13 protein-coding genes are annotated in these 15,502 nt (G+C 63.4%); 3 read left to right on the forward strand and 10 right to left on the reverse strand.

Going from position 1 to position 15,502, the window contains the following annotated elements; all coding sequences use genetic code 11:
• Positions 1-49: 49 nt before the first annotated feature.
• Positions 50-2,104 (forward strand): FAD-dependent oxidoreductase, encoded by a 2,055-nt coding sequence (locus tag LB543_RS19345; protein WP_224615209.1) that lies wholly within the window; start codon positions 50-52, stop codon positions 2,102-2,104.
• A 63-nt stretch (positions 2,105-2,167) separates the two neighbouring features.
• Here LB543_RS19345 and LB543_RS19350 read toward each other — a convergent pair whose 3' ends face one another.
• The 8 genes from LB543_RS19350 to LB543_RS19385 all read right to left on the reverse strand — a co-directional run bounded on the left by LB543_RS19350 (position 2,168) and on the right by LB543_RS19385 (position 11,002).
• Positions 2,168-3,823, reverse strand: a complete 1,656-nt coding sequence (locus tag LB543_RS19350) for an ABC transporter ATP-binding protein (RefSeq protein WP_224615210.1) — start codon at positions 3,821-3,823, stop codon at positions 2,168-2,170.
• Positions 3,820-4,671: an ABC transporter permease gene (locus tag LB543_RS19355; RefSeq protein ID WP_140808200.1), complete on the reverse strand. Its 852-nt coding sequence runs from the start codon at positions 4,669-4,671 to the stop codon at positions 3,820-3,822. The genes LB543_RS19350 and LB543_RS19355 overlap by 4 nt, the downstream gene beginning before the upstream one ends.
• Positions 4,668-5,618: an ABC transporter permease gene (locus LB543_RS19360; protein ID WP_224615211.1), complete on the reverse strand. Its 951-nt coding sequence runs from the start codon at positions 5,616-5,618 to the stop codon at positions 4,668-4,670. Before LB543_RS19360 ends, LB543_RS19355 begins: the two co-directional genes overlap by 4 nt.
• 86 nt (positions 5,619-5,704) lie before the next feature.
• On the reverse strand, positions 5,705-7,315 hold the full coding sequence (locus tag LB543_RS19365) for an ABC transporter substrate-binding protein (RefSeq protein WP_140756937.1): 1,611 nt from the start codon (positions 7,313-7,315) through the stop codon (positions 5,705-5,707).
• A 66-nt stretch (positions 7,316-7,381) separates the two neighbouring features.
• On the reverse strand, positions 7,382-8,074 hold the full coding sequence (locus tag LB543_RS19370; RefSeq protein WP_411908770.1) for an HAD-IA family hydrolase: 693 nt from the start codon (positions 8,072-8,074) through the stop codon (positions 7,382-7,384).
• Positions 8,075-8,342: 268 nt separating this feature from the next.
• Positions 8,343-9,716 (reverse strand): aspartate aminotransferase family protein, encoded by a 1,374-nt coding sequence (locus LB543_RS19375; RefSeq protein ID WP_224615213.1) that lies wholly within the window; start codon positions 9,714-9,716, stop codon positions 8,343-8,345.
• Between the two features lie 126 nt (positions 9,717-9,842).
• Positions 9,843-10,682, reverse strand: coding sequence for a GNAT family N-acetyltransferase (locus LB543_RS19380; protein WP_224615214.1), 840 nt, complete (start codon positions 10,680-10,682; stop codon positions 9,843-9,845).
• 179 nt (positions 10,683-10,861) lie between these two features.
• Positions 10,862-11,002 (reverse strand): hypothetical protein, encoded by a 141-nt coding sequence (locus tag LB543_RS19385; RefSeq protein WP_181178383.1) that lies wholly within the window; start codon positions 11,000-11,002, stop codon positions 10,862-10,864.
• On the opposite strand from LB543_RS19385, the gene LB543_RS19390 reads away from it, so the two are divergent.
• The gene (locus LB543_RS19390; RefSeq protein WP_224615215.1) at positions 11,001-11,669 is read left to right on the forward strand and encodes a haloacid dehalogenase type II; all 669 of its coding nucleotides are present in this window, start codon (positions 11,001-11,003) and stop codon (positions 11,667-11,669) included. The two genes, LB543_RS19385 and LB543_RS19390, sit on opposite strands and share 2 nt — an antisense overlap.
• Positions 11,670-11,685: 16 nt before the next feature.
• Entirely contained in the window at positions 11,686-12,960 is a 1,275-nt protein-coding gene (locus LB543_RS19395; RefSeq protein ID WP_224615216.1) for an NAD(P)/FAD-dependent oxidoreductase, read from the forward strand.
• Positions 12,961-12,983: 23 nt separating this feature from the next.
• Here the strand turns inward: LB543_RS19395 and LB543_RS19400 are convergent, their stop codons facing one another.
• On the reverse strand, positions 12,984-14,441 hold the full coding sequence (locus tag LB543_RS19400; protein WP_224615217.1) for an NAD-dependent succinate-semialdehyde dehydrogenase: 1,458 nt from the start codon (positions 14,439-14,441) through the stop codon (positions 12,984-12,986).
• Between the two features lie 16 nt (positions 14,442-14,457).
• Complete coding sequence (locus LB543_RS19405) at positions 14,458-15,501, reverse strand: tartrate dehydrogenase (protein WP_224615218.1); 1,044 nt, start codon at positions 15,499-15,501, stop codon at positions 14,458-14,460.
• Position 15,502 lies beyond the last annotated feature (1 nt).

Here is a 15,502-nt window from a genome sequence, read left to right on the forward strand (position 1 = left end):
GTCCCGTAAAGGGCAGACTATAACTCTCAGGAATGGCACGGAGCACGACGTGAACGTAGCGGCATCTCAAGCAGACAGCACATCCGGCGATCCTCTGCTTCAGCCGTTCCGGCTCAAGGGTCTGACGCTGCGCAACCGCGTCGTCAGCACCAGCCATGCCTCGATGCTGGACGAAGGCGGCCTGCCGCTCGAGCGCTACCAGCTCTACCACGAGGAGAAAGCGCGCGGCGGCCTGGCGATGACCATGGCAGGCGGCTCGGCGATGACCTCGCCCGACTCGAGCTGGGGCGGTGGTCAGCTAGACCTTTCGAGCGATCGCATCGTCCCCCATCTTCAGTCTCTGTCGCAGCGAATCCATCGCCACGGCGCGGCCGTCATGTGCCAGGTCTCCCATCTTGGCAGGCGCGCCACCGCCTATGCCGGGAACTGGCTCCCGCCGGTTGCGCCGTCACGGGTTCGCGAGACGCGAAACCGGAATTTTCCGAAGGAGATGGACGCCGCCGACATCGACAGGATCGTCAACGATTACGCAAGCGCCGCCAAGCGCTGCCGTGACGGTGGGCTGGACGGCATCGAGACCGTCACCGGCGGCCATCTCATCGGCCAGTTCCTGTCGCGCAGAACCAACAGACGCATGGATGGATTTGGCGGCTCGCTCGAAAATCGCGCGCGCTTCGGCCTGATGGTTCATGAGGCGATTCGCCAGGCGGTTGGCGACGATTTCGCGGTCGGCATTCGGTTCGTCATCGACGAGGCGGTCGATGACGGATCGGATTTCGAGGAATGCCTCGCTTTCGCCCGGTTGTTCGAGCGCGAAGGCCATATCGATTTCTTCAATTGCATCTTTGGCCGCATGGACACCGACCTGTCTCTGGCCGAGCAGAACATGCCTGGCATGTTCACCCGCAGCGCGCCGTTTCTGCCGCTGGTTGGGCAGTTCAAGCGGGAGACCCGATTGCCTGTCATCCACGCCGCAGCCATCAGGGATGTAGCCACGGCCAGGCATGCCATCCGCGAGAACCTTGTCGACCTGGTTGGCATGACGCGGGCGCATATTGCCGACCCGCATATCGTCAACAAGCTGATGCGGGGAGAAGAAGACCGCATTCGCCCGTGCGTTGGCGCTTCCTACTGCCTGTATAAGAAGGTGCAGTGCGTTCACAATCCGGCCAGCGGCCATGAAACGATCATCAGCCATACCATCGCCGGGGCCGAAACGCCGAAACGTGTGGTCGTGGTCGGCGGGGGGCCGGGTGGAATGGAAGCGGCAAGGGTCGCCGCCGAGCGCGGGCACCAAGTCTGCCTGCTTGAAGCCGGAGCGCGGCTCGGTGGGCAGGTGCTCGTTGCGGCCTCCGCCGTCGACCGCAAGAATCTCATCGGCATAGTCGACTGGCGCGTCGATGAACTCGCCCGCCTCGGTGTGGAAGTCCGTCTCAACACCTATGCGGACGCAGAGATCGTTCTGGCCGAGAAGCCGGACGCGGTCATCGTGGCCACCGGTGGCGTTCCGGACATGGAATGGCTGGAGGGCGCCGAACATTGCGACAGCGTCTGGGATGTCTTGACCGGCGTCGTGCCGGCGAAGGACGATGTGCTCATCTACGATGAGACTGGACGCCAGGCCGCCATTTCGTGCGCCCTGCATCTTGCCCGCCTGGGGCGCGTGGTTAGCCTGGCCATAGCGGACGATACCTTGGCGATCGAGACGCCCTATCCGGACAGGGTGAGTTTCCGCAAACTTGCCTCGGAACTCGGCATCCGAGTCGTCAGCGACGTGCGCCTGGTCAAGGCGGCGGGCCAAGGCAACGGGATCGCCGCCAGGTTCCGGCATGAGCTCACCGGCGCGGAAACGGAAATGACGGCAGGCCAACTCATTGTCGAGCGCGGCACGGCGCCCATGGAAGATACCTACCAGGAATTGCGCGCGCGCTCCGCCAACAACGGCGTCACCGACATCGCACTCATGACGGGAACGAAGACAAAGCCGGGTGGTGGTCTCCAAGCTGCTGGATCGTTCGTCTTGCACCGCATTGGAGACGCCGTTGCCAGCCGAGATATCTACTCGTCGATCTATGAAGCCTACCGGCTCTGTTCGCAATTGTAGAACGGGTGAAAGCCGGCATGCTGGCTTGCCTCGATGCCGCTGCCCAGTCTGTTTCCGAGGTAGTCAGCGGTGGCCGTACTGGCTGACCAGTTCGGGATCGCGGACGAGGCCGTCGAGCCATGTGGGATCGAGTTTCGGCACTGAGGAGAACAGAAGCTTGGAATAGGGGTGGGTAGCTGCCTTGACCTTGTCGGGCGTGATCTGTTCCACGCGCTGCCCATTATACATGACCATGATCTCGTCGCAGATGGCCTCGACGACGGAGAGGTCATGGCTGATGAAGATATAGGAGAGCCCCAGCTCGCGTTGCAGCTCCTTGAGCAGCTCGATCACCGCGGACGCTACCACCGTGTCGAGTGCCGAGGTGATTTCGTCGCAGATGATCAGCTTGGGGTCGGCTGCCAGAGCGCGCGCGAAGTTCACGCGCTGCTTCTGGCCGCCCGAGAGCTCCGATGGATGGCGGTAGCGCAACGCCTTGGGCAGGCGCACCATGTCGAGCAGTTGGTCGACGCGCTTCGACCGCGTCTGTCTGTCGAGCCCGTGATAGAAGGCCAGCGGACGGGCGATGATGTCTTCCACCGGCTTGGCCGGATTGAGCGCGGTATCGGCGTACTGGAACACGATCTGCATCTCGCGCAGCTGGTCCTGGCTGCGTTTGCCCGCCGCGCGCTGCAGTTCCTTGCCGTCGAAGACGATCTCTCCGGCGGCCGCCGGATGGATGCCGGCGATCACCCGCGCCAGCGTCGATTTTCCGCAGCCGGATTCGCCGATGATACCGAGATTGCGCCCCTTCTCCACGACCAGGCTGACGGAGTTGACGGCGCGGATGAGGGGCAGTCCGTCATCCCGAACCGCGCCGTAGCCGGCCGTCAAATCGTCGATGCGCAGCAACTGCCTGGTTGCCGCATTCGCGTCCGCATGCGCTTGCCGCCGCTTCGGTTCGAACGCGGCCAGCAGTTCGCGCGTGTAGGGGTGCTGGGCAGCCGAAAGGATTTGAGCCGTGGTGCCGGTCTCCTGCACTTCGCCACCCTTTAACACAACGATATGGTCGGCGATCTGGGCGACGACCGCGAGGTCGTGGGAAACGTAGACGCCCGCAATCCCGCCCGCCCGCATCACCGACTTGAATGCCTTCAGCACATCGATCTGCGTCGTCACGTCGAGGGCTGTCGTCGGCTCGTCGAATATGACCAGCTTGGGATCGCCGATGAGCGCCATGGCCGCCGACAGCCGCTGCAATTGTCCGCCCGAAACCTGGTGCGGATAACGGGCGCCGATCCCATCGGGATCCGGCAGCGACAAGGCTTTGAACAACGCGACCGCGCGCTTTCGAGCCTGTTCGGGAGGCATCAGTCTATGGATCCGCGTCACTTCGATCACCTGCTCCATGATGGTGGACGCAGGGTTGAAGGACGCGGCGGCACTTTGCGGAACATAGGCGATGTCGGTGCCGCGTAATTTGGCGCGCTCCTTTTCGGAAAGTGCTGCCATGTTCTTGCCGTTGACGTTGATCTCGCCGCCGGTGATCCGGCAGCCTGGCCGGGCGTGTCCCATCAGCGAGAGCGCCACTGTCGTCTTGCCGGAGCCGCTCTCGCCGATGAGTGCGACGATCTCGCCGTCGGCGATATCGAGGCTGACGCCTTTGATGATTTCGACAATCCGCCCGGCATCGGTCGTTGCCTCGATCTTCAGGTTCCTGACCTCAACGAGATTGGTCATGCGTCCCTGTCCCTGATCTTCTTCGGCAAATTGTCGATCAGCAGGTTGACGCTGATGGTGAGGCTGGCGATCGCCAGCGAGGGCACGATGACGGCGGGCGCCGCGAAAGGCAGGCCGCCGATATTCTCCCGCACCAGCGCGCCCCAGTCGGCAAGCGGCGGCTGCAGCCCAAGCCCGAGGAAGGACAGGCCGGAGAGCAACAGCACGATGAAGACGAAGCGCAGGCCGAAATCGGCCAGCACCGGGCGGATGATGTTGGGCAGGATTTCGGACCCGATGAGATAGATGGTGCTTTCGCCACGGACACGGGCGACGGTCATGAAGTCCATGGTGTTGATGTTGACGGCGAGCGCCCGTGCGAACCGGTAGGCGCCCGGGGTATAGATGACGGCGAGCGTCAGGATCAACACTGGGATCGACGAGCCGACTGCCGCAACGACAACAAGGCCGAACAGCTTGCTGGGAATGGAGTTCATGGCGTCGAGGAAGCGGCTGAGGCAGGTGTCGAGCCAGCCGCCGGTGACGGCCGCGATCATGCCGAGCACGACACCGGAAAAGCAGGCGATGACGACGGCGGCAAGCGATATGCCGACGGTATAGCGCGCGCCCATCAGCACCCGCGAGAGCATGTCGCGCCCCAGATAGTCCGAGCCGAGCCACAGCCCCTGGCGCATCGGGCCGAAATAATCGTCGTCGACGATGTCGCCGATCGAATGGGGAATGATGTAGGGCGCGAAGATGGCAATCAGCGTCCATGCCAGGATGACCAGCGCGGCGATCACGCCCACGAGATTGTAGCTGTGGCCCAGGAAGGACCGTCGGGAGGCTGCGACGCGTGCCACCATCATCTGAGCCTCGGGTTGGACATGATGGCGACGATGTCGGCGGCAGTGATGAGCAGGAGATAGCCGAGGCAGAAGATCATTGCGCAGCTCTGGATCAGCGGCAGGTCGCGGGTCGCCACCGCATCCACCATCAGCTTGGCGATGCCGGGATAGTTGAAGATCGTCTCCACGATGATGACGCCGCCGACCAGGTAGGACAGCGACAGCGCGACCGCGTTGACGATCGGCCCGAGCGCATTGGGAAGCGCGTGCTTCAGCACCATGCGGCTGCGCGAAGCACCCTTGAGAAGCGCCATCTCGACATAAGGCGTGGAGAGCGTTTCGATCACCGCGGCGCGGGTCATGCGGATCATCTGGGCGGAGATGACGAAGGTAAGCGTGATCACAGGCATCGCATAGATCCGCAAGAGGTCGGTCAGCGAATGAGCCTCGTTGACCGAGGACAACGCAGGTAGCCATCTGAGATAGACGGCGAACAGCAGCACCGCGAGAGTCGCGACCATGAATTCCGGTACGGAGATGATGCCGATCGAAAGGATGGTGACGGTGCGGTCGTAGACGGAACCCCGCAGCATCGCGGCGGTGATGCCGAGCATCAGCGCCAGCGGCACCGAGAGCAGCGTGGTGATGCCTGCGAGCTCCATTGTGTTGAGCAGGCGTCCGCCAATCAGTGCCGCGACGGGCATATTGTTGGCGTAGGACGTGCCGAGGTCGCCGTGCAGCAGGCCCACGAGCCAGAGCAGGAAGCGCAGGATCGCTGGATCGTTGAGATGCATGGCCTCGCGCAGACCGGCGACCGCTTCGGGGGTCGCCGCCTGGCCGAGCAGGATCGACGCGGTGTCGCCAGGCAGCATGCTGGTGGCGAAGAAAACCGCGAACAGGACGATCAGAAGGGTGACGACCGCGATTGCCAGCCGCTTCAACACGAGGTTTAGAACCCCAGACTTCATGGAAGCGCTCCTGCGGTTGCGTTCGGCCAAGCCAAGTTGCGCAATAGGTGCCGGGGACCGGCTGTCCGGTCCCCGGCAGGACCCTCTCAGGCTTCGAGCCACAGGTGTTCGGCCATTGCGTAGCCCATCATGCCACCAAGCGGGTTCGCCTCCAAACCCTTCACCTTGCTGGATAGGGCATCGACGTTGGAAATGTAGGCCGGGATGATGGTGCCCGCCTCCTCGGAGACCATGGCCTGCATCTGGTTGTAGATTTCCTTGCGCTTGGCCTGGTCGAGCGAGCCGCGCGCCTCGATCAGCAGCTTGTCGAACTTCGGGGACTTGTACTGGCTCTCGTTCCAGGGCGCGTTGGAGGCATAAAGGAGCGAGAACAGGATGTCCGGTGTCGGGCGCGGATTGATATTGCCGAAATGGACCGGCGCTTTGAGCCAGTAATTGTCCCAGTAGCCGTCTGCCGGGACGCGCTGCACGTCGAGCTTCATGCCGATGTCGGCGCCGGCGGCCTGGATGATGACAGCCATGTCGATCGACGAGGTCGCGGCGTCGGACGCGACCACCGGGATTGACTGGCCGAGCAGGCCCGCCTTCTGGAAGTGGAACTTCGCCTTGTCGGGGTCGAAAGCCTTCGGCTTAAGGTCGGCATTGTGGAAGATGTTCGCCGGCGAGACAGGCTGGTCGTTGCCGATTTCACCGAGGCCGCGCAGTGCCGATTTGACGATCTGCTCGCGGTTGACGAGATACTTCATGCCGGCCACGAAGTCGGCCTTGTTGCCCGGGTCCATGTCGAGCCGGATGTTGAGATCCGTATAGTTGCCCGAAGTCGTCTTCGAGAGTTCAAAGCCCGGCTGGCCCCCGATGAGCTTCATGGCGCGCGGATTGATCGAGGCCGCGAAATTGATGTCACCGGAAAGCAGGGCGTTGACGCGGGCACTGTCGTCGCTGATGGCGATGAACTCGAAGGAGTCCAGATAGGGCTTGCCCGACTTCCAGTAGTTCTTGTTCTTGGTGACGACGGACCGCACGCCCGGTTCGAACGTCTGCAGCACGAAGGCGCCGGTGCCGTTGCCCTTGGAGAAGTCGGTGGTGCCGTCGGCGACGATCATGAAGTGATGCAGCGAAAGGATGGTCGGAAGGTCGGCGTTCGGGTCGGCGAGCGTGATCTCGACGGTCGATTTGTCGACCGCCTTGAAGCCGGTCATCTGCGCGGCGATCTTGGCGACCTTGGAGCCGACCGCTTTGTCGAGATGGCGCTTCAGCGAGAAGACGACGTCGTCGGCGGTGAGGTCCTTGCCGTCGTGAAAGGTAACGCCCTTGCGTAGCTTCACGGTCCAGGTCTTGGCGTCCTTGCTGTCGAAACTCTCGGCCAGTTCCATCTGCGTGACGCCGTCCTTGTCGAGGAAGGTGAGGCGGTTGTAGAGCGAGCAGCAGCGGACATAGTCGGTGGAGAGCGACGCCTTTGCCGGGTCGAGCGTATCGGCGGTCGAGGACGACCAGCCGGCCGCCTTCAAATTTCCGCCGGAAACAGGCGTGGCGGCGACGGCTTGGGTCGCTCGTCCGAGCACCAAGCTGCCCGCGGCAACCGCGGCGCCGCCGGCCAGCAGCATCTTGAGGAGTTCGCGGCGGCTCGCGCCCCGCCGAATGGCGCTTTCGACCATGGCATCGTCTGCGCTGGTCCAGTTGGTGATCTTGTCGGTCATGTCATTCCCCTTTCTGTTGATTTCTCGGTCCGGATGCCCGTCTTGCCGCGCGCTTTCCGGCCTGGCTTAGGTTCGTTCCTTCAGGCTTTCCCGCACGGCCGCCGCCAGGGCTGCCATCGAGGTGAAGTGGTGGTCCGGCACGGTGAAGCGCTCAGGCTCGATCGTGCCGCCATAGCCCTTCTGCGCATGCCGGCGCTCGATCCAGCAATTGGTCATGCCAAGCGCCCGGGATATGCCGATGTCGTGGTGCTGGCTTTGCGCGACGTGCAGGATCTCGTCCTTGCTGTCGCCATGGGCCGCCACGAAGTCGAAGACCTTCTGGAAAAAGGCCGGGTCCGGTTTCTCGGTGCCTGTATCGTCTGCCGTGAAGGTGGCGAAAAAGGGCAGGCCCAGCTGCTTTTCGAAATGTTCGAGCGCCCAGCGCCGTGCATTTGTCATGGCGATCAGTCTGTGCGACTTCGCAAGGTCTGCCATTGCCGCCGCGCTGTCGGGGAAGCCTTTCCAGAGCTTGGCAGAATCCCGCAGCCGGATGCCGTATTTCTCCTCGGCCGGCAGGCCGAGCTGCGGCGCGATGACCCCGTAGACACGAACGAGATCGTCGGGAAACAGGCCTGCATCGGGCATGTAGCGGGCCTGCCGGTAAAGGGCCAGCGCCTCTTCGCCGTCGACCGAGACGCCGGCCTCGGCGGCAATGCCAGCCAGGCAAGTCGTTATGCCGCCTTCAAAGTCGATCAGCGTGCCGACCACATCGAAGGTCATGTATCTGAATTTGCTAAAGCCCCTAGCCAAGACTGGCTCTCCTCTGCGCGCTGCCGAAATGCATGTGCTGAACAGAACAAAATTCCGTGCTGCCCGGGGCGTCGGCCGTTTCCGAAGGCCCGGAAAATCGGGCTTTCTGGCCTTGTCTTAACTGCAGTCTGGCACTTCCCCAGCGCTGGATTCGCCGAAAAGGCGCAAGTGCGCGGCACAAAATTGCGAAATCGTCTGCCCCGGCGATATTTCGAAACCCGACATATTTCGCTGCCCCTCATGCCAAAGCTTGGCGGACATCGGGATCGTCCAGCGTCTGGTCGAGCGTTCGGCGCGTTCGGTCGATGATCGCATCGATATCGCTGTCGGTACAGCACAGCGGCGGCGCGTAGCCGAGGACTCCATGCGCGAAGGCGCGGATGATCAGGCCATTGTCCCACGCCCTGTCGAAGACCCGCCGCGCCGGCATGGCCGAGGCCGGAAGCGGCGTCTTCTTCTGCTTGTCGGTCACCAACTCTACCGCGGCAAGCATGCCACGACCGCGCACCTCGCCGACGAGCGGATGATCGCTCAGGCCGGCCAATCCCGCCATCAGGCGTGCGCCGGCCTTGATGCCGTTCTCCAAAAGTCCATTCTCATAGAGCTTCAACACTTCGAGCGCGACGGCGGCGCTGACGGGATGGGCGGAGTAGGTGTAGCCGTGACCGACCGCCGAAGCGCCCGCGCCATCGGCGATCACGTCGTAGACATGGTCGGCCATGAACACCGCGCCCATCGGAACGTAGCCCGAGGTCAGGCCCTTGGCCGTCGTCATGAGATCGGGAACGATGTCTTCTTCCGTGCAAGCGAACAGTGGTCCCGTGCGGCCGAACCCGGTGATCACCTCGTCGGCGATGAACAGGATGCCGTACGCCCGGCAAAGTTCGCGGATCGCCTTGATCCAGCCTTTCGGGGGGACGATGACACCGCCCGAGCCCTGGATCGGCTCGGCATAGAAGGCGGCGACCCGCTCCGGCCCAATCTCCTCGATCTTGGTCTTCAACGCGGTGAGCGAGGCTGCGATGATCGCGTTCCCGTCTTCGCCGGCCGGGTTTCGATAGGGATAGGGGGACGGAATCTTGTGCTGCCATTCAAAAGGGATGCCGAAGCCGGCGTGAAAAGCGGGCAGCGCGGTCAGGCCGGCACCGACCACCGACGATCCGTGATAGCCCTGCTCGATCGAAATGAACTGGTCGCGCTGCGGCTCGCCCTTGGCGTTCCAGTAGTAGCGGACGAAACGGATCGTGCTGTCGACCGCGTCCGATCCGCCGAGCGTGAAATAGACGTGATTGAGATCCCCAGGCGCACGCTCGGCCAGTTCCGAGGCGAGGCGGATGGCCGGTTCCGAGCCGAGATCGAAATAGGCGGTAGCGTAGGGAAGTTCGCGCATCTGCCGTGCCGCCGCCTCGACGATGCTGTCATGACCGTAGCCTGCGTTGACGCACCACAATCCTGCGAAACCGTCGACGAGCTGCTTGCCGGACGCATCAGTCACGGTCGCACCCTTTGCCGATTTCAGCACACGCACGCCAAGCGCCTCGTGGCCGCGATATGACGAAACCGGATGAATAAGATGGGCGCGGTCGAGTTCGATCAGGGAATTGGCGAGCATTGATACCTCCGGCTAGAGCATGATGCCGAAAAGCGTGAAGCGGTTTTCGGACGACATCATGCCCTATCCCTTTGATTTAGAGCCGGATTCAGACTTCGGATCGACTTGATCCGAAATCATCCGGCTCTAGCCGAGCGCCTGGTTGGCGAGTGCGTAAACTTTTGGCCGCGCCTGTGCCGCGTCCGGCCTGGACGGACGGTCCATGGTCACGCCGCCACCGACATGGGCGAGGCCGATTTCCGTGAGCCAATCGGCGATGCCGCTCCTGCTGTCGGTATCCACGCGCAGGAAGGCACCGGGGCGCGACGCGGCGAAAAAGCTGATCAGGCCCTTGGCGTCCTCGACACTTCCGGCGATCACAGGGCCGATCACCTCGCCGCGTCCAAACGGGCGGATCGCCGCATAAGCCTCGATGGCGCCGTTGCGGCGGACGACGGCGAATTCCCCGCGCTCGGCAAGCGCATCGATCAGAGCTTCACGGTCCGCGCCATAGGCGTCGCGGTCCATCGCCTTGATTTCCGGCAGGTCGACGGTGGCCGCGGCCTCCACCTCCGCAGGCGCATCGAGCTCCGCGACCTGGCCCTGATGCTGCACGACCGTGCCGGAGGGCACAAAGCCCAGTTTCTCGTAGAGAGGCATGCCATCCCGTGTCGCGACAAGCCGCAGCGGACGGTCTTCGGCAAGGGCGAACGCCTGTTCCATCAGCCGGCGACCGAGCCCCTTGCCTCGCACATTCCTGTCGACAATCACCATGTTGATCATGGCGCATTCATTGCCATAGGGCGTAACCAGGATGGTCCCGGTGACCTGGCCGTGGTCACCGAGCGCGACCGCGCCGCTGGAGAGTTGCAACGCCATCTGCCAGTCCTGCGGACGATGCGGCCAATTCTCTTGACGCGAAAGCGCCACCGCGCCCTCGATATGGTTCGGCCCGAACGCGTGGATTTTGATCTCTTCCTGCTGCATGAGGCACCCTTCCGTCTGCCGTAAGTCTCGACCATCGGCGCGCCGCAGATCGTCTGAAGGCGCTGGCTTCGGCGATATCTTTCGCCGTAGCGTGAGCGGTGCGCCGCATCTTGTGCTGGCGCCGCCCGTGGCGGATGCGTTTCAGGTCAGGGAAGGCAGGCCCATTGACCGTCGGGATGCTACAGCGTGCCAAACCAGCAGGCGGATACGAAACTTTCTGCTTTCGGGAAGGCTATTTCGGTCAGGTGGCTCGCCGCCTGCCAGCCTATGATGAAATACGTCCCAACGCGGAAGTGCTTCCACCGGAGATCGACGGACATGGCTTCTTTCAGGCCCAAATATATCACCTTCGACTGCTATGGCACGTTGACCTTCTTCCAGATGGCGGAAGCGGCGCGCGACCTCTATGGCAGCCGGCTCGACGAGCCGCGCATGCAGGAGTTCATCAAGAACTTCGCGGCGTACCGGCTCGACGAGATCCTGGGCGACTGGAAGCCCTATGCCGACGTCGTCCACAACGCGCTCGAGCGCACCTGCAAGCGCAATGGCGTTGCCTTCAGCCCCGACGACGCCAAGATGGTCTATGAGCGTGTGCCGACCTGGGGGCCTCACGCGGATGTCCCGGCCGGCTTGGCAAAGGTCGCCAAAGAAATTCCGCTGGTCATCCTGTCCAACGCCATGAATGCGCAGATCATGTCCAACGTCGAGAAGCTCGGCGCGCCCTTCCATGCCGTCTATACGGCCGAGCAGGCACAGGCCTACAAGCCCCGCTTCAAGGCCTTCGAATACATGTTCGATAGGCTGGGCTGCGGCCCGGAGGACGTTCTTCACTGCTCGTCCTCATTCCGCTACGACCTGATGTCGGCGCACGATCTCGGCATCAAGAACAAGGTCTGGGTCAACCGCGGTCACGAACCGGCCAACCCCTATTACGGCTATGTCGAGATATCGGACATTTCGGGCCTTCCAGGCGTGGTCGGTCTCTAAAACAGGCGGATTGCCGATGAAGCTGGTCTCCTACTGGCACGACACAGCCCCCGTATTTTCCGGCGCGACGCAAGGCCCGGTCGAGGGGCACTACGATGCCGCCATCATCGGCGGCGGCTTCACCGGTCTCGCCGCCGGGCTCCAATTGGCGAAGGCCGGCGCCAAGGTGGCGGTGCTGGAAGCGGAGCGCGTGGGCTGGGGGGCATCCGGGCGCAATGGCGGGCATCTGAACAACGGGCTTGCCCATAGCTACCTCTCGGCCAAGGCGGAGCTCGGCAAGGAACGCGCGATCGCGCTCTACCGGGCGCTGGACGACTCCGTCGACACGATCGAGGCGCTGGTCGCGCAGGAGGGCATCGACTGCAGTTTCCGCCGTGCCGGCAAGCTCAAGCTCGCCTCCAAGCCGCAGCATTTCGAATCGATCGTCCGTAACTTCGAAGCCCTCCATGCCGAGGTGGATCCGGACACGGCGCTGCTGTCGGCGGCGGATCTCAAGTCCGAAATCGGTTCGCCTTTCCATGGCGCGATGCTGTCGAAGAAGAGCGCCATGATGCATATGGGCCACTATGTCGCCGGGCTGGCCACGGCGGCTGTCCGTCACGGCGCAATTATCCATGAGAACGCGGCGGTGACGGATCGCAAGCAGGTGGGAAAAAGGCATGAGTTGACCACGTCGCGTGGCCGCATCAGCGCCGACAATGTGCTGGTGGCGACCGGCGCCTATACCACGCCTGACTTCGGCTATTTCCGCCGCAGGATCATCTCCGTCGGCAGCTTCATCATCGCCACGCGGCCGTTGAGCGACACGGAGATCGCCGCGATCATGCCTGGCAACCGCACTTGCGTGACCTCGATGAACATCGGCAACTACTTCCGGCTCGCACCCGACAATCGTCTGATCTTCGGCGGGCGCGCACGCTTTTCCGCGACATCGGACCAGCGCTCCGACTCCAAGAGCGGCCAGATATTGCAGGCAAGCCTTGCCGCGATCTTCCCGCAACTCGCCAAGGTCGAGATCGACTATTGCTGGGGCGGGCTGGTCGACATGACCAAGGACCGCTTCCCACGCGCCGGCTATCACGACGGGGTCTGGTATGCGATGGGCTATTCCGGCCACGGTGCGCAGCTTTCCACCCATCTCGGCATGGTCCTGGCCGATGCCATGCTTGGCCGCGACGACCGCAATCCGCTGAAAGGACTCGAGTGGCCAGCCATCCCGGGCTATTCGGGCAAGCCCTGGTTCCTGCCTATTGTCGGCCTCTACTACAAGGCGCTCGACCGGATCCAGTGACCTCCGATCCAACCGGGTCGGCTTCAGCCCAGCCCGCCCATATGAAAGCTCTTCATCTCGAGATATTCCTCTATCCCGGCCTGCGCGCCTTCGCGCCCGAGGCCGGACTGCTTGACGCCGCCGAAAGGCGCCACCTCCATCGAGACCGAGCCGGTGTTCAAGCCCACCATGCCGAACTCTAGCGCCTCGCCGACGCGCCAGGCGCGTTTCAAATTCTCGGTGTAGAAGTAGGACGCAAGCCCGTAGGGCGTGCCATTGGCCAGCGCGATCGCTTCCTCTTCCGTCTCGAAACGGAAAAGCGGTGCGACCGGGCCGAAGGTCTCCTCGTCGGCAAGCTGCATTTCGTTCGTGGCGCCGGTCAGCACCAGCGGCGCGACATATTGCAGGCCCTCCGGCAAAGCCGGCTTCTGCGTGACGATCTCGGCACCCTTGGCGAGCGCGTCCTCGACGTGGCGGTTGATCTTCTCGACCGCCGCCATGTTGATCATCGGCCCGATCGCGATGCCGGGCTGCGTGCCGGGCCCCACCGTCATGGCGTTGACACGGGCGGTGAGCTTCGCGGCGAAGGTTTCATAGACGCCGGCCTGGACAAGGATGCGGTTGGCGCAGACGCAAGTCTGGCCGCCATTGCGGAATTTCGAGACGAGTGCGCCCTCGACGGCGAGATCGAGGTCGGCGTCGTCGAAAACGATGAAGGGTGCGTTGCCGCCGAGTTCTAGACTCAAGCGCTTCACGCTGTCGGCCGCGCCGCGCATGAGCAGCGAACCGACTCGCGTCGAGCCGGTGAAGGAGATCTTGCGAACCGTCTCGTTCGCCATGATCTCGTTGCCGATCTCGGCAGGCATGCCGGTGACGATGTTGATGACGCCGGCGGGTATACCCGCCCGTTCGGCGAGCACGCCGAGCGCCAGCGCCGAATAGGGCGTGAACTCGGACGGCTTGATCACCACCGTGCAGCCGGCGGCCAGCGCCGGCGCGACCTTGCGGGTGATCATCGCGTTGGGAAAGTTCCACGGCGTGATGATGCCGCAAACGCCTACTGGTTCCTTTAGGACGATGATGCGGCGGTCGGATGTGGGCGAGGGGATGGTGTGGCCGTTGATGCGGCGCGCTTCCTCGGCAAACCATTTGACGAAGGATGCGCCGTAACGGATCTCGCCCTTGGCTTCGTCCAGGGGCTTGCCCTGTTCCGTCGTGAGGATCAGGGCCAGATCGTCAAGATGCGCCAGCATCAGGCCATGCCATGCTTCCAGGAGCGCCGCGCGTTCGGCGTTGGTCTTCTTCCTCCAATCCCGATAGGAGGAAGCCGCGGCCTCTATCGCCGCACAGGTCTCCGTACCGGCCATGTCGGGCACCGTGCCGATCGCCGACTGGGTCGCTGGGTCGAGCACATCGACCGTTTTGCCGGAGCCGGCGGCGACCCATCTGCCGCCGATCAGGCCGGCTTCGCGGAAGAGATCTTCGTCTTTCAGGTTTTTCATCGAAAATGCCTTGCAATCAGGTGAGTGCCGCGACGACGGCCGCTGTGATGGCTTCCGTCCTGTCCTTCCCGGGAACTGTTCCAATGCCGCGCGCGGTTGTCGCTTCGATGGCCTTCATGATGCGGCCAGCGGCGGCTGTTTCGCCGAGATGTTCCAGCATCATCGCGCCGGACCATATGGCGGCGATCGGGTTGGCGATGCCCAGATGCGCGATGTCGGGCGCGGAGCCGTGCACCGGCTCGAACATGGACGGCGCCGAGCGGTCGGGGTTGATGTTGGCGGAGGCGGCGTAGCCGAGCCCGCCCTGGATCGCCGCGCCGATGTCGGTGAGGATGTCGCCGAACAGGTTGGAGGCGACGACCACGTCGAGGCTCTCCGGCGCCATGATCATGCGCGCGGCCAGCGCGTCGACATGATAGCTGGTCACAACGACGTCAGAGTACTCCGCAGCCAGCTTTCGCGTGATCTCGTCCCAGAACACCATCGAGTATTTCTGCGCGTTGGACTTGGTGACGGAGGCCAGCTTGCCGCGCCGTGTCCGCGCCTGCTCGAAACCGAAGCGCAGGATGCGCTCGACGCCGGCGCGGGTGAAGATCGAGGTCTCCACGGCGACCTCGTCCAGAGTGCCTTGATGCACACGCCCGCCGGCGCCCGAATATTCGCCTTCCGTATTCTCACGAATGCACAAAATGTCGAAGCTCTCGGCCCGCAGCGGCCCCGTCACACCCGGCAGCAGGCGGTGCGGCCGGATGTTGGCATATTGCACGAATGCCTTGCGGATCGGCAGCAGCAGGCCGTGAAGCGAGACGGAATCCGGCACCTCCATCGGCCAGCCGACCGCGCCGAGCAAGATGGCGTCAAAGCCGCGCAAGGTTTCGATGCCGTCCTCCGGCATCATACGGCCAGTGTCCTTGTAGAACTTGCAGGACCAGGGGAAATCGGTTCCGGCCAGGGTAAAACCTGCGTGCCTGGCCGCCGTATCCAGCACAGACCAGCCGGCGGCGGTCACATCGCGGCCGATGCCGTCACCGGGGATCAGGGCGATCGAATAGGACTTCATC

Source organism: Mesorhizobium sp. ESP7-2 (assembly GCF_020164715.1).
Taxonomy (GTDB): Bacteria; Pseudomonadota; Alphaproteobacteria; order Rhizobiales; family Rhizobiaceae; genus Mesorhizobium.

Coding starts and splice junctions, on each gene's coding strand:
- LB543_RS19370 (WP_411908770.1), bottom strand. CDS start 8,074: ATGACCTTCGATGTGGTCGGCACGCTGATCGACTTTGAAGGCGGCATA.
- LB543_RS19395 (WP_224615216.1), top strand. CDS start 11,686: ATGAAGCTGGTCTCCTACTGGCACGACACAGCCCCCGTATTTTCCGGC.
- LB543_RS19360 (WP_224615211.1), bottom strand. CDS start 5,618: ATGAAGTCTGGGGTTCTAAACCTCGTGTTGAAGCGGCTGGCAATCGCG.
- LB543_RS19385 (WP_181178383.1), bottom strand. CDS start 11,002: ATGTCCGTCGATCTCCGGTGGAAGCACTTCCGCGTTGGGACGTATTTC.
- LB543_RS19390 (WP_224615215.1), top strand. CDS start 11,001: ATGGCTTCTTTCAGGCCCAAATATATCACCTTCGACTGCTATGGCACG.
- LB543_RS19350 (WP_224615210.1), bottom strand. CDS start 3,823: ATGACCAATCTCGTTGAGGTCAGGAACCTGAAGATCGAGGCAACGACC.
- LB543_RS19355 (WP_140808200.1), bottom strand. CDS start 4,671: ATGATGGTGGCACGCGTCGCAGCCTCCCGACGGTCCTTCCTGGGCCAC.
- LB543_RS19375 (WP_224615213.1), bottom strand. CDS start 9,716: ATGCTCGCCAATTCCCTGATCGAACTCGACCGCGCCCATCTTATTCAT.
- LB543_RS19405 (WP_224615218.1), bottom strand. CDS start 15,501: ATGAAGTCCTATTCGATCGCCCTGATCCCCGGTGACGGCATCGGCCGC.
- LB543_RS19400 (WP_224615217.1), bottom strand. CDS start 14,441: ATGAAAAACCTGAAAGACGAAGATCTCTTCCGCGAAGCCGGCCTGATC.
- LB543_RS19380 (WP_224615214.1), bottom strand. CDS start 10,682: ATGCAGCAGGAAGAGATCAAAATCCACGCGTTCGGGCCGAACCATATC.
- LB543_RS19365 (WP_140756937.1), bottom strand. CDS start 7,315: ATGACCGACAAGATCACCAACTGGACCAGCGCAGACGATGCCATGGTC.